The 14,478-nt window shown below is 45.2% G+C and carries 9 protein-coding genes and 1 pseudogene; 6 read left to right on the top strand and 4 right to left on the bottom strand.

The features are described from left to right. Window positions 1–39: 39 nt before the first annotated feature. The 4 genes and pseudogenes from ACYX4W_RS15455 to ACYX4W_RS15440 all read right to left on the bottom strand — a co-directional run bounded on the left by ACYX4W_RS15455 (window position 40) and on the right by ACYX4W_RS15440 (window position 3,932). Window positions 40–513: a (2Fe-2S)-binding protein gene (locus ACYX4W_RS15455; protein WP_071951887.1), complete on the bottom strand. Its 474-nt coding sequence runs from the start codon at window positions 511–513 to the stop codon at window positions 40–42. Between the two features lie 3 nt (window positions 514–516). Next, on the bottom strand, window positions 517–2,841 hold the full coding sequence (locus ACYX4W_RS15450) for a molybdopterin cofactor-binding domain-containing protein (protein WP_476073758.1): 2,325 nt from the start codon (window positions 2,839–2,841) through the stop codon (window positions 517–519). A gap of 134 nt (window positions 2,842–2,975) precedes the next feature. Further along, window positions 2,976–3,221 (bottom strand): annotated as a pseudogene (locus ACYX4W_RS15445) (alpha/beta fold hydrolase); the annotation flags it as partial. A gap of 21 nt (window positions 3,222–3,242) precedes the next feature. After that, window positions 3,243–3,932 (bottom strand): Crp/Fnr family transcriptional regulator, encoded by a 690-nt coding sequence (locus tag ACYX4W_RS15440; RefSeq protein ID WP_476073757.1) that lies wholly within the window; start codon window positions 3,930–3,932, stop codon window positions 3,243–3,245. Between the two features lie 189 nt (window positions 3,933–4,121). Here ACYX4W_RS15440 and ACYX4W_RS15435 point away from each other — a divergent pair, with 189 nt between their 5' ends. The 6 genes from ACYX4W_RS15435 to ACYX4W_RS15410 all read left to right on the top strand — a co-directional run bounded on the left by ACYX4W_RS15435 (window position 4,122) and on the right by ACYX4W_RS15410 (window position 14,436). Continuing rightward, window positions 4,122–4,877: a class II aldolase/adducin family protein gene (locus ACYX4W_RS15435; protein WP_474806047.1), complete on the top strand. Its 756-nt coding sequence runs from the start codon at window positions 4,122–4,124 to the stop codon at window positions 4,875–4,877. A 236-nt stretch (window positions 4,878–5,113) separates the two neighbouring features. Then, entirely contained in the window at window positions 5,114–6,322 is a 1,209-nt protein-coding gene (locus tag ACYX4W_RS15430) for a 4-phosphoerythronate dehydrogenase (protein ID WP_476073756.1), read from the top strand. A 29-nt stretch (window positions 6,323–6,351) separates the two neighbouring features. Beyond that, window positions 6,352–7,368 (top strand): aspartate-semialdehyde dehydrogenase, encoded by a 1,017-nt coding sequence (locus ACYX4W_RS15425; protein ID WP_476073755.1) that lies wholly within the window; start codon window positions 6,352–6,354, stop codon window positions 7,366–7,368. A 544-nt stretch (window positions 7,369–7,912) separates the two neighbouring features. Further along, the gene (locus ACYX4W_RS15420) at window positions 7,913–12,598 is read left to right on the top strand and encodes a FimV/HubP family polar landmark protein (RefSeq protein ID WP_476073754.1); all 4,686 of its coding nucleotides are present in this window, start codon (window positions 7,913–7,915) and stop codon (window positions 12,596–12,598) included. 203 nt (window positions 12,599–12,801) lie between these two features. After that, the gene (gene truA / locus ACYX4W_RS15415) at window positions 12,802–13,596 is read left to right on the top strand and encodes a tRNA pseudouridine(38-40) synthase TruA (RefSeq protein WP_476073753.1); all 795 of its coding nucleotides are present in this window, start codon (window positions 12,802–12,804) and stop codon (window positions 13,594–13,596) included. A 27-nt stretch (window positions 13,597–13,623) separates the two neighbouring features. After that, window positions 13,624–14,436, top strand: coding sequence for a substrate-binding periplasmic protein (locus ACYX4W_RS15410; RefSeq protein ID WP_476073752.1), 813 nt, complete (start codon window positions 13,624–13,626; stop codon window positions 14,434–14,436). Window positions 14,437–14,478: the final 42 nt, after the last annotated feature.

Here is a 14,478-nt window from a genome sequence, read left to right as displayed (position 1 = left end):
TTCTTTTCAGCCCAACCCGTTTTTCCATAAATTAGCCTCTTATGTCGTCTGCTGAATCAAAGCTGCAGCATGTTTAATGGCTTTTCGAATCCTATGGTAGGTACCACAGCGACAGATATTGTCGCTCATAGCTTCATCAATGTCATCATCGTTGGGATTGGGATTAGACTCCAAGAGTTTGACGGCGGTTAAAATTTGTCCCGCCTGACAAAACCCACACTGAGCGACATCTTCGTTTATCCATGCTTCTTGCACCGGATGCAGAATGTCATCGACCGCAAGCCCTTCGATAGTGGTTAGCGATGCACCTTCCACGTCTTCCATCGGAACAATGCATGGGCGGACTAGCTCACCGTCTTTAAAGATAGTGCAAGCGCCACACACGCCAACACCGCAACCATATTTTGGGCCAGTAATACCAAGTCGATCACGCAAGAGATACAGGAGCTCATCGTCGTTTTCAGCGTCGATAGAAACCGGGTTATTGTTAACATTAAATGTAATTTGTGGCATGAATTAACCCTCTGGATAGAAGTCACGAAGTGGAAAACGACGTGGTGCAATGCCCGTCGCCCTGGCAAATGCGTTGGCTATCGCCGCTGCCGCTGCAGGAACTACCAACTCGCCTGCACCTCCCGGTGTTTCTCCGTTAGGCGGCATAAAATGCACTTCAATATCCGGTGGCGTGTTGCGCATTCGAGCAATTTCAAAATCGCCGTAACTGCTCTCGCGTATGGCGCCATTGTCGAGGTGTAAACTGGTGCGGATCATGTAGGTAATGGCATCGGTTGCCGCACCGATAACTTGCGCCTCAAGGCCGGTTGGATTCAATACTCGGTTCACATCCAGCGCGACAACAATCTTGGTGACTTTACATTCTTTCTCCGGATCTTTGAACGTTTGTAATTCAACAAGCACGGCAGCTCGAGACTTATACTCTTTATGCAACCCGAGGCCCTGGGCACGTCCTTTTTTCATTCTCCTTCCCCAATTGCCCTCTTGAGAAACTTTCCGCAGAACAGCTTTGGATCGCTCATCATCCAGCATTTGTAATCTGAACTGGCATTCGTCCTTGTTCATTGCGCGTGCCAATTCGTCAACAACTATCTCGTTTGCGACGGCAGCTGTGCCGGAGTAGATGCCGCGCCAAGAGGAGGTTGGCACAACGAATTTTTTTTCGTTTAGCAGCAAGGAAGTTACACCAAACTTATATTGCACTAGTTGCGTTGAGTGCCAGACTGTCTGGCTGAAAGCAGCGGGAGCTAATTCTCCTCCCAATGCAGTAATACCTTCGCCAAATCCATGTTCGAGATCCAATTCAGCGGTCGCAGCGCGATGGTCAAACGACAACACTTTTTTGCCAATTAAAAAACCTCTAGTGTAGGTCGCTTTTACGTTATGCAAGCTGAGCGGTCGTGCGCGGCCAAACTTTGTGTCGTCCTGTCGAGTAAACATAAGTTTGATGGGGCGGTTTACCATTTGTGAAATACGCGCGCCTTCAACTGCTGCATCAAAAAATAAGCGACGGCCAAATGAGCCGCCGCTCTGAATTACATTCACCTCGACGTCAGTGGGTAAAACTCCAAGTTCGCGCGCAATTTTGGCTTGTGCTGCAAGTGGCGTCTTGGCGCCAGTCCATACCCTGATCTTTGAGCCGGTTGCATCGGCAACTGCTGTCATGGTTTCCATAGGGGCATGTGCCAAATAAGGAAAGATGAACTCGCCGCCAACCGAATCGGTAGCCAGAGGAATATTAGGTAAGGTTGGCAGGTTTATCGCACGTAACTGCTCAATGACCTCGGCGTCAGATAGATGTTCGGCAGCACCCACACTCCATGAAATATTAAGAGCATCACGCGCACGAAATGCTTCGCCAAAGGAACGCGCAACAACTGCCACGCCAGAGGAATTTGCATCAACATCCAGCGGAACTTCTCTGATGGCAAGGACACCGGGCAGGCCTATTGCCTCAGAATCGTCAAACGTGATCACGCGACCACCTAAGCTGGGTGGCCTAGCGACTACAGTGGGCATCGCATCTGGTACTACGTCTAGATCCATCGCGAAATCTAGTTTGCCGGTAACGATATCGTGCGCGTCAACCCGCTTTTGCTGCGTACCGATAATTTTGTATTGTGACGGATCTTTAGGCTGTGCCAATCGAGCGGCATCGTTGCGTCCTTCAACACCTGCGGTAAGCGCAGAGTAAGCAATACGGCTGCCATCGTTACCAATCGCATAGCCATTTTCTGTACTAATGTCGTTCACAGAAAGCCCGAAATGCACTGCGGCTGACAATTTTATCTTATGTAACAGGGCTGCTGCGACTTTACGCAGCGGATCCCAAAGAGAGGTTATGGCGTGAGAGCCCCCTGTAATTTGACCAGTCGCTCGTCTGATTTCTGCCGGAGATAAAGTCGCATCAATGGAGGACATTTCAACGTCCAGCTCTTCGGCAAGAATCATCATTGCAGCGGTTAATATACCTTGCCCCACTTCCATTCGTGGAAGCTCAAAACGGACGCGGTTATCACTCGTTATCTTAATTAAATAATCGTAGTAGAAAGGGTCACCGGAGATGAGCAGCAGGTCTGTTAAATCCAGTTCATCTGCAAGCTCAGGTATTCCTAACAACTGGGCGTTGGCACCCTGAGGGCGAAGAGCACCGCCGGTTATATGTAACGCAACGGCAAAACTCGAGCCCTTGAGCATGTAACCAATAAACTTTCTTCGTCCGGTGTTTTCTGCCTCGACAATGTGTTCGTCACCACTATCGGATTGATCATGTTTCTGTGAGGAGGTAATCGTGTCTACTTGTTCTGCATGGTTGCTTTTTATCATAAATTCTCCGTTACAGTTCAAGACCTTCGATAGCTAACTTAACCTTAAGAAAAGTCGTTTATTTAATTCAGGTAATTGCAGCTTGCTAAATACCTGTTAACGAGATGTTATCATAAAGTATAATTTATTAAACATTAATAATAAGTAATACTAAGTAGGGGTTTTCCCTTATGTACGGAGCATTTTTTCTGTGAGTTGGATAGTTGAAGAGAATTCGTTTGAGGCATCTTATCTATCTGATCTTCATGGGCGGAGTCTACCAACACCAAAGCGGCTATATATTCGAGATAGGTGAGGGCATAGCGTTGCATGTTTACACCTCCAAATGAATGGCCTACAAGGATAATTGGTCCGGTAATATTTTTTTCTAGAACCGAGTGAAGTTCAGCTACAAATTTCGGTCAAATAAACTGGTAACGACTAAACAAAGTATCTGGCTCGGGAATAGTGATCTTTCCATAATGCCGTTTCAGCAAGCCTTCACTTTCAAGCTCGCCTAAAAGCTGATTAACCGTTTGCCTACTACTATTTATCATTTGCGCCAAAGACTCCTGCGATAGGGTAAGTGTAATCGCGTTGTTTTTAGGTAAATGCTGACCATAGCTGGTGGTAAGCATCAATAGCCTTTTTACCAGCTGATGCTTAAGGCTAAGCCCCGCACTTGAGTCGATAAACTGAAACGCACTGCGCACACGCGTGCATAGAAGGCGAGTAAAATGAGGATACAATTCTGGATACTGTTCAAGTAATGCCTTAAACGCGTTTTTTTGAATTATAGCAACGACGGAGTTTGTCTCACAGAAGTTGTCGTGAGTACGGGGGAGGTCGTCAAACATTGATATTTCACCAAACCAGGTGCCGGGCCCAAGTAACGCGAATAGCATTTCGCGGCCATCTACACCTACCGTAACAACTCTTAAACGGCCTTCGCACACACCATAAAAACCTACACCGTCTTCACCTTTGGCATGCAGTTGTTGCCCTGCTTTTAAATGCTTAAGGCGCATCTTTACGAACATGGCTTCCTGTAAATAGGGCGGCATCTCGCTAAACCACGTAGAGCTAGTCAGAACAGGTTTAAATTTTTCCATTTAACAAATTTCTTACAATGTCGTATATCCGACAGTGTATAGCAATTACTGCGCGTAATGTAGGCGGTAAGAGAAAGTAAATGGAAGTTTCATTGAATCGCTTAAGGTGAGGAGCCTTCAGAAAAGGGCTGACAAGCCTAAATCGACAAATCTCAATGGAATCATTTTAGATATAAAAAGAGTAAAGCTATGACAGATTCAGTAAAGTCGAAAGTTAGCAGTGAAGAATGGCAAACCCGTGTTGACCTTGCCGCGTGTTACCGCGCAGTTGCTATGTATGGTTGGGACGACCTTATTTTCACTCACATTTCTGCCCGTGTTCCTGGGCCTGAACATCATTTTTTAATTAACCCATACGGTTTAATGTTTGATGAAGTTACGGCATCCAGCCTAGTAAAAGTTGACCTTAACGGCAATAAGGTGATGGAAAGCGAGTACGATATTAACCCTGCGGGTTTTACTATTCACAGCGCTGTTCATGAAGCACGTGATGATGCCAAATGCGTGTTGCATTTGCATACAGCAGAAGGCGTGGCGGTATCTATTTTAGAAGAAGGGTTGCAGCCTTACTCGCAGCAGTCCCTTTTTCCACTAGCGTCCCTTTCTTATCATGCCTATGAAGGGGTGGCGTTAAATCCAGAAGAAAAAGCGCGGCTGGTTCGCGACCTAGGCGATACCCAATTTATGATTTTGCGCAATCACGGGCTCTTAACCTGTGCAGACAATATTCCCGATGCATTTTTGTTTATGTTTATCATGCAGCGCGCCTGTGAAATTCAGCTTAAAGCGCAGGCCACAGGTAAGCCGTTGATTCCAATTCACTCGGCAATTCTAGAGGGAATTCGTGCTCAAGCCGAGCAAGTTACTAGGCAAGCGGGTGGTTCACTTGCATGGCCAGGTATTAAACGTCGCGTTGAGCGTCGCTTCCCTGGATACGATAAGTAACTATTAAAAGTTAACGTTATCCAATACCACGATCGCAAAGGGTGAGATGGACAAAAAGCGCGAGCTAAAGCGCTTTGCTTTAAGAGTTTCCGTTTTAAAAGGTTGTATAAACTTCGGCCGTCTCTTTGATATGGCGGCCAAATGTGCATCAAAATGACGTAAATTAAGCCAACCACCGACAAGATAAATAAGGGCGCTAGGTTACTAAAAGCCTAACTTAGGGTACACTTAGCGCCATGAAAATACTTCTTGAAGATACCATTCCGTTTGGCACCGATTACCTTAATAGCGTAGGTCAAGTTAAAACCTATGCATGGCAATCTCTTGTGCCTGAAATGTTGCGCGATGTAGATATTCTTGCGCTGCGTTCTACCACTAAGGTTACTCCTGAACTGCTGAGCAACGCTAATAAGCTTAAGTTTGTGACTACGGCAACGGCAGGAACCAATCATCTAGATAAAATACATTTGGACAAGGTCGGTATTGCACATAGCAGTGCAGCAGGCTGTAATGCTGTTGCGGTGGCCGAGTACGTATTGAGTGTTTTATTGCATGCACAAAAAGCCCAAAAGCTCGACTTTTACAATGCGAAAGTAGGCATAGTAGGGGCCGGAAACGTGGGAAGCGCGCTATCACGCATTTTAACGGCAATAGGTGTTAAACACTGCTTGTACGACCCTCCGCTACAGCAAGCGTTAGCAAGTACTGGTAAAACACAGCACAACGGTCAGTCGTTTGTAGATTTAGCACAAATTGCAACGTGCGACGTTGTCTCGCTTCATGTGCCTTTCATTAAAGGCGGCGACTATCCCACTTACCAGATGATCGATAAAACTTTTCTTGAAGCATTAACACCTGACCAGCTGCTTATCAATGCATGCCGAGGCGAAGTTATAGATGAAGAGGCACTACTTAACCTGCTTCAACAAGAACGGACGCCAACAGTAGTGCTTGATGTATTTGATAATGAGCCTGCCATAAACACAGCACTATTTGACCACGTTTGGTTCGTAACACCACATATTGCGGGTCATTCTGTAGAAGGTAAAGTGCGCGGTACACAAATGATTTACGAGCAAATTTGTGAGGTAGTGGGCGCAGCCCCAGACAAAGCGCTTAGCGACTTTTTAGAGAAAACTAACCCGATCAAAGCTGCGTTAAATTCGCCAGAGGCGTCGCGGTTGTCGGTTGAAGATCTTACTGCAGTATTTCACAAGGTGTACGATGTCGCTATTGATGACGAAATAACGCGAAACGCTTTTTCATCAACATCAAAAAATAACGAAAAAACGAAATCTGATGTGGCGAGTACGTTTTCTACACTGCGCAAGCAATACAGAGTACGTCGCGAGTGCAGCGCCTATGCGTTACAATTGCCAAAGAACACCAGTAAACAAATTCAAAACACTTTCACCAAACTAGGCTTTTCCGTTAGTCTGGTTTAGATATTTTCTTAATAGGAGCATAAAGCATTATGTCGCAAGCGTTTGACGTAGCGGTACTTGGCGCCACTGGTTTAGTGGGCCAAACCATGATTGAACTATTAGAAGAGCGAGACTTTCCGGTAAACCGTTTGTATCCTCTTGCCAGTAAACGTTCAGCTGGTAGTACTGTATCGTTTAAAGGCGAAGACATTGAAGTATTAGATGCTGATGACTTCGACTGGTCATTAGTGCAATTAGGTTTTTTCTCAGCCGGTGGAAGCATTTCAGCAAAATTTGCTCCGCTAGCCGCAGAAGAAGGCTGTATTGTAATCGACAATACTTCAGAGTTTCGTTACAAGCCTGATATCCCTCTTGTAGTGCCAGAAGTTAACGCCCATGCACTGGCAGAGTTTCGCAATAGAAACATAATTGCGAACCCAAACTGCTCAACCATTCAAATGTTAGTAGCACTTAAACCAATCCAAGAAGCTGTTGGCATTGACCGTATTAACGTGTGTACCTACCAATCAGTGTCTGGTGCAGGTAAAGAAGCCATGGAAGAGCTGGCTAAACAAACTGCGGGTTTGCTAAATGCACGTGAAGTGAAGTCAGAGTCGTTTAGTCGACAAATTGCCTTTAACGTTATCCCTCAAATCGACGTTTTCCAAGATAACGACTACACCAAAGAAGAAATGAAAATGCTGTGGGAAACCCAAAAAATCATGGGCGACCAAAGTATTTTGGTAAACGCTACTGCGGTACGTGTGCCTGTATTTTACGGTCATGCGGAAGCCATTCACTTAGAAACACGTTCTCCGATAGATGCACAGCAGGTTAAAGAGCTCCTAGCCAATGCCCCCGGTGTTACCGTGTACGATGGAAATGAGCAGTTCCCAACTCAGGTGAGCAGTGCAAGCGGTAACGACATTGTGCACGTGGGCAGAATTAGAAACGACATTAGTCATCCATGTGGCTTAAATTTGTGGGCGGTGTCTGACAATATCCGTAAAGGTGCAGCAACAAACAGCATTCAAATTGCTGAAACGCTAATTCGCGATTACCTGTAAATACTTCAGCAGAGGTTCTGCCTTTGATTAATCGGGTAAGCACAGGAAAAGGTAAACATTTTTCTGTGCTTGCCGATACGCAAAATAAGCAGGATGTTTAGTGCGATGTAAAAAATGCGTCTGTTGCACTGTAAAAGAGATAACGTGTGTAGCGAATTTAGTGTTCTCGACGCGATGGTAAGATAAATCTCGGGACATTAAACAAGCAGCATTTAGCAAAACTTTAAGCATTAGATTAGACCAATACTACTGTCTAACTAGATCACCCTTAATAACTGGTTTATAGTTTGTAGGGTTAGGAACAGAACAACGTTAAAAACAATAGTCAGTCAGACACTTAGGCGAAGAGTAAGAACTCTAAAAAGCGCAAACAAATCTTACTGCCAGGGTCATATTAGACTGAAAAACGCTAGCTTGACGATTAATGGTTTCAAGGTGGCTTCAGAATAAAAATAAAAGCCAATATATTTTTCTGTAGTGATTGGCTAAAAAATCCGCCCATACTACCGGGTGGTAAAGACGCTTGAGGGCATATAGGACTGCTATGAAATTGCATTTGACGGGCTTACTTTTACTCACATTATGTTTGTCTGGCCCTATAATCACTGTTGATGCACAAGAACGCGCTACCTTCTTAAAAGGTCCGAAAGACGCAACTGATCAATATTCGGGTCTAGAGTACGGACCTATTGATGCTAACGATACCCTTTGGCGTATTGCCGAGCGCTATCGCCAAAACAATAACCTGAGTGTTTATCAGGTTATGACCGCTATTTATGAACTCAACCCCAACGCATTTGAAAATGGCAACTTAAACTTGTTAGTAGATGGCGCGATTTTGAAGCTGCCGTCTGAGCGTTATATTGCCAGAATCGACAAACAAAAAGCACAAATGCGAGCTGAGCAAGACGATAGGGCATTCGCTGAAACGCTTAACAAGCCTGGTAGCAGCGTAAGGAATATTAAGCCAGCATCCCCGTTAGTCAACCAACAAGACCTCACTCAAACGCAAACTGACATTGAGCAAAAGATCACCCGTTTAGATCAGGAACAAACTCGTCAGTTTGACGAACTGCGTATGCAGTTTGCCGCCTCACTAGAAAATGTTGAAGCAATTCTCAACGAAAACAGACGCTTGTACGAGCGTGTTGAGGCCGTTAATGGCGAACTAGAAACCTTACGTGGTCAAGTGGAAGGCGATGTTAAGAGCCAACTAGATATGCAAGTGGCGCTTCAGCAAGAATTGCTCGACATGATTAAAGCCGAGCAAGCGCAGCGTGAAGCCGAGAAACAGTCTTCGTTTTTAAGCGCGCTTACCAGCCCTTTGAGTCTCATCATAGGCTCTGCATTTCTGTCACTGTTGTTGGTAGGTGGCCTAATTATGTGGCTGCTGAAACGCAACAGCAAGCCGGAAGAGGTGCCTGCACCTGGCCCTACTATTACGGCAGATAACGACGAAGTACCCGTACCTGATGCTGACATTGATGACCTTTCAAGTGCGTTAGCACCTGACTTCGATGATAAAGCGGAGTTGTCAGATGATGATTTGTTCAATGATGACGACCTGCTTGATGACGTTCTGACTTCAGATTTAGAAGAAAGCCTTGATGACGAGCTAGAAACCTTTGCTGACCTTGAAGATGATATGTTGGTGCCAGACGATGGTGGAGACGATCTGTTCGAGGCTGGTGATGATGAACTTGACCAGAGCGAGTTAGACAGCTTATTTGATGATGATGACCTGTCAGACAAGGTGTTAAATGACAAAGACGCAGATGACCTAGAAGGCTTTGATCTTTCAGGTGATGACGACATCTTTGATGAAGATGCTGCAGATGATAGCGAAACTGAGTTAGCGGCTACTGAAGAAGCTGTATCAGTAGATGACGACGATTTTGATATTGATGACTTGCTTGACGATGTACAAAGTCAAGGCACCGAAGAATCTGAAAGTGATGAACTCAATGAGTCAGGTGATATTGACCCTGATGATATCCTTGCTGAAGTTAACGGAACAGCCGATTCTGAAAACGTCGACGAAGACGATATAGACGCCTTGCTTGCAAGTTCTGTTGATTCGGTATCAGAGGCTGGAGACGAAGAAGAAAGTAATGCATCTTTACCGAATGTAGAAGATGAAGACGATAAGCCAGAGATAAGCATTGATGATTTGCTTGAAGAGCATGGCGTTGATGCAGGCCTTACCGATGAGCTAGATAGTAACGATGACCTTATCAATGAGGACATGCTGAGTAAGCTCGACGATGAGATAAATCAGCAAAACAACGAAATAGATAAGATCACCGACGATTTGCTTAACGAAATAGAGCAAATTGAAATGATGGGTGGTTTAGGCGAAGAAGATGACGAAGACGATATTGAAGATGAAATAATTACATCGGCACCGTCACCTCAATCTATCCAAAGCCTAGATGCTATCACTGATGATTTAGATGAAATAGTCACCGACGAAATAGAAACAGATACCGATTTTAGTGACCCTCTTTCTGACGATCTTATCGCTGAACTTCAGGCAGAAGACGAACTTGCGGAAGAGCCTTCAGCGGGTCAGGAGCCTTCAGCGGATGGAATACCTGAGGATATAAACGATTCAGCATTAGATGAGCTTGAAGAGCGTGATGAAAACACTTCAAGTGAGTTACCTTCTCAAGCCGAGGATGATGGGGATTTTGAGGACCCGTTTACTGACGAGTTGCTCGCTGAACTTGAGGCCGAGCTGGAAGGTGAACCAGAAGTTAGCCCAGATGCTAATCCGGACGCTCACGATGAAGATACCGATTTAACTTTTTCTGAAAGTGAAGAAAACGAAGATGACTTTAGCGACCCTTTAACCGATGAGCTTCTCGCTGAACTAGAAGCTGAGGAAGCTAACACCAGCGAAGAGGTAGATCAGCTAACAGACGAACTGCTTTCCGAACTTGAATCTGAAATAGAGTCTGAAAATGACACTGATGCAGATTTTAATGTTGAAGACGAAACCGTTACACAACCTGAAGAAATAGAACCAGCGCTAGAAGAGCAACCTGAATTAGGCACTGAACTAGAGCCCGAGCAAGATGCCGATATAGAGTCAGAACGAGAGCCTGAATTAGAAGCAGAGCTTGAATCTCAGCCCGAGCCTGAAGCAGAACTCGAATTCGATACTGAATCAGAAGAGGGCAAGTTAGCACCAGAAGACAATATTGAGGCTGAAGCTGACGCTGTTACCGAGCTTGAAGAAAATGCCGAACCTGAGCTAGAGCCAGAAGAACAGCAAGAGTTAGGCGCTGAAGCAGAGCCTGACCAAGGTGCCGATGTAGAGTCAGAACAAGAACCTGAATTAGAAGCAGAGCTAGAGTCTCAGCCAGAACCTGAAGCAGAACTTAAATTCGATACTGAATCAGAAGAGGGCGAGTTAGCACCTGAAGAGAAGGTTGAGGCGGAAGCTGACGCTGATAGCGAGCTTAATGATAATGTAGGGCCACAGCCAGAGCTAGAGCCAGAAGCGCTGCAAGAGTTAGGCACTGAAATAGAGCCCGAGCAAGATGCCGATATAGAGTCAGAACAAGAGCCTGAATTAGAAGCAGAGCTTGAATCTCAGCCCGAGCCTGAAGCAGAACTCGAATTCGATACTGAATCAGAAGAGGGCGAGTTAGTACCAGAAGACAAGGTTGAGGCGGAAACTGACGCTGTTACCGAGCTTGAAGAAAACGCCGAGCCTAAGTCAGAACTAGAGCCAGAAACGCAGCAAGAGTTGGGCACTGAAGTAGAGCCTGAACAAGATGCTGATATAGAGTCAGAACAAGAGCCTGAACTAGAAGCCGAGCTAGAGTTTCAGCCCGAGCCTGAAGCAGAGTTGGAATTCGAGGAAGAAGCAGAAGCTGAAATAGAGCCGGAATCTGAACTCGAAAGTGTCAATGAAAGCGCCGAGAACAATACGGGAAGTGATGCAGACGATCCGTTAGATGACGCCATCGAAGCGTTTGAAAAGCAAATGTTGGACGACATCCCTTCTTTCGGTGAGATGGAGCCTTCAGCGGACGAGGAGCCTTCAGCTGAACAAGAGCCTTCATCGGATGATTTTGCCCAAGATGAATCACCGGCAGAAAAAGACAGTGATGATTACGACGACAGTCTGTTAAATGAAGCATTTGATGAAATCGACAGCTTTGAACTTGAGCAAGAGGTCGACGGCGTTGATAAAAGTGAGCAGCAACTCGAAGACTCTGGTAGCGCTGAAAAAGTGGGCTCAGTCCAAGAGCCAGATTCAAGCGAGATTGGCTCAGAAGACAGTAAAGAAAAAGAATTCAATGAACTTGATGACGTGCCTGGTCTTGACGATTGGTTGTCAGGGGCTGACGAAGACGATGCTGTTGACGACAACGAGATACTTGATGACTTAGACAGTGCTGAGTTTGATGAACTTCTTCAGAGCCTTGAGTCAGATGATGCCGTAGATGCAAGCGACATTGAAAGCGAAGATACACAAGAGTCAGTCGCCGAAAATGATGAAGATACATTCGAACTTGAACAGGAAGCTGATGACGAGGCCACACTTGAGTTGGAAGAGGATGTCGCTGACAACCTTGAACCAAATGAAGGCGATGATACCTTCGAGCTAGATGAAAACGACGAAACTTTTCAGTTAGATGATGGCGACGACATAGAATCAGCGAAGGATGATAACGAAGAAGAAACTTTCACCCTTGAAGACGATGATTCTGAACTAGCTTTAGACGACCTCGACATTCCAGATGATGTGGACTTAGATATCGCCACGCCTTCGGAAATTGAAGAGGACCAGCAGGGTGCAGAACAACCTGAGCTCGAAAAGGAACAAGAGGAAGAGCTGAAGCTTGATAATCCTGATTTGGATTTAGCTGCTTTACTGAGTGATGTCGATGGTGAAAGTGAGTCTCAAACGCCATCCGAAGATTTTCTTGATGTAGAAGCGCTGATGGACGATGGCGACGACTCTGATGAAGTTGATCCAGATAGCCAAGCGCTCGACCTCGATGTGAGTTTATCTGACTTTACTGGCGTTTCTGACGAAGACACGGTAATAGATATAGATAAAGATGCGGGGCAAAACGCCAATTTAGATTTGGCTCGTGCATACATTGAAATGGAAGATGCAGATGCTGCGAAAGAGTTGCTTGAAGAAGTAATGAAAGAAGGTAGCGAAGAACAGAAACAGGAAGCGGCCTCAATCCTACAAAAAATCACCTAGTTCACTTGTAGGAGTGGGCGAAAGCCTGCATTGATAGTCGTATTGAGCGGCCTGTATATTGATAAGATATACAGGCCGCTTTTGATTTCACCAACTTGCATTTATTTGCCATGCAGTAGCTGGGCTTTGATTATAAGCAGCATTGCATGTTGTAAGCGAGATGACTACACTTAGCGCCTTTTAAGAAACGGGGTAAAACTGATATGGGGCGAATTGCCTTAGGGATTGAATACGACGGTGCTGCAGTTTACGGTTGGCAACGCCAGCGCGAAGTACCGAGTGTTCAAGAGCATCTTGAAAAGGCACTATCGACAGTAGCCAACCAACCTATTGAAGTGCAATGCGCTGGACGCACTGATGCAGGTGTGCACGCAACTGGACAAGTGGTTCACTTCAGTTGTGATGCTCCACGTTCAGAACGAGCTTGGACGCTTGGGGTTAACGCTAACCTTCCAAACTCTGTTGCTGTTACTTGGGCGAAGAACGTAAGTGATGATTTTCATGCTCGTTTTTCAGCTACCCACCGCCGCTATCGCTACGTCATCCATAATGCAAAAATGCGCCCAGCAATTTTGAACTCGGGCGTTACCCACATTCATCGTGAATTAGACGAGAAGAAAATGCACCTTGCCGCCCAAGCGCTATTGGGTGAACAGGACTTCACGTCGTTTCGTGCAGCGTTGTGCCAAAGTAAAACGCCGTTTCGCAATGTGACGGATGTAAGTGTGTATCGCCAAGGTCGCTATGTGATTATAGATATCCGTGCCAATGCCTTCTTGCACCACATGGTTCGCAATATCACTGGCGCGCTTGTTGAAATTGGGGCAGGAGAGCAAGATCTAAATTGGATTGCTCACTTATTAAGCCTAAAAGATAGAAGTAAATCTGCAGCCACGGCAAAGCCAAATGGTTTGTATCTGGTAGATGTCACTTACCCTGAAGAGCATAACTTGCCTAAAGGGCCCTTGGGACCACTGTTTCTGCCAGATTGCACATAGCACTGTCGATGTATACAAGGAAGTATTGTGACCACGTTTCAATTTTTATCAAAAACTTTTGGTTTGTTATTGTGTTTAACGGCATTAGAGTGCGGTGCCGATATAAAAGATAAAACCCCTAGCATACGTTTCGCGGTTAACACACCAGGTGCTGCCCCATATTTATATTATGATGAGAACTCAAAACGCTATGAAGGCATAGTCGTCGATTTTTTTAACTCGGATGAGCTATCGAATCAGTTTCGTATCGTTTATTTGGACTCGAATCGTGCTAGAAGCGAAGATTTATTAAAATCGTCATCGATAGATTTGTTTTTATCTTCTGAAAGTTGGATAAGTAAACCGAACGACTTTCTGTTTAGCGAAGAGTTGATAAAGCATGACAGCTATATCTACTCAACTTCAAATTTTGAAGGGCCATTTGCGCCCGAGGAAAACTTATCTTCTAGTATTTGTACTAGATACGGCTTTACTTATCCCGTTTTACAGCAGTTCTTTGGGACAAAAGAAGACAGCATTCAGAGGGTTGACTCTAGTAGCCAATTTACAATGACTATGATGATGTCGAAAGGACGCTGTGACTTTGCGATAATGAATGAACACAACGCGCGTGCTGTTATGTTTAACAAGGTGTTTTGCTCTTCAGAATTCTATCAGTCTCCTAACATTGTTAGCCGGGTTCGTTTAGTGTTTGTTATTCGTTCTGATTTAAACTCTCTCAAAAATAAAATAGATAGTGCGCTGAAGCACTTTGTCGAAAGTGGACAACGGCAACTTTCGCTAGAACGTCACTCAGGTGTTAATCGGTTTCCAAAACTTACATGTCACGGTGCTCCTTGAAACCAACATTCTATGAATCTCGTCAATGATAATTTAAGTAAA

The sequence above is a fragment of the Alteromonas sp. ABH4_454 genome (genome assembly GCF_056311775.1).
The sequence above is the reverse complement of the archived record's forward strand: the minus strand, read 5'-3'. Positions and strand labels throughout refer to the sequence as shown.

Coding starts and splice junctions, on each gene's coding strand:
- ACYX4W_RS15455 (WP_071951887.1), bottom strand. CDS start 513: ATGCCACAAATTACATTTAATGTTAACAATAACCCGGTTTCTATCGAC.
- ACYX4W_RS15450 (WP_476073758.1), bottom strand. CDS start 2,841: ATGATAAAAAGCAACCATGCAGAACAAGTAGACACGATTACCTCCTCA.
- ACYX4W_RS15440 (WP_476073757.1), bottom strand. CDS start 3,932: ATGGAAAAATTTAAACCTGTTCTGACTAGCTCTACGTGGTTTAGCGAG.
- ACYX4W_RS15435 (WP_474806047.1), top strand. CDS start 4,122: ATGACAGATTCAGTAAAGTCGAAAGTTAGCAGTGAAGAATGGCAAACC.
- ACYX4W_RS15430 (WP_476073756.1), top strand. CDS start 5,114: ATGAAAATACTTCTTGAAGATACCATTCCGTTTGGCACCGATTACCTT.
- ACYX4W_RS15425 (WP_476073755.1), top strand. CDS start 6,352: ATGTCGCAAGCGTTTGACGTAGCGGTACTTGGCGCCACTGGTTTAGTG.
- ACYX4W_RS15420 (WP_476073754.1), top strand. CDS start 7,913: ATGAAATTGCATTTGACGGGCTTACTTTTACTCACATTATGTTTGTCT.
- truA (WP_476073753.1), top strand. CDS start 12,802: ATGGGGCGAATTGCCTTAGGGATTGAATACGACGGTGCTGCAGTTTAC.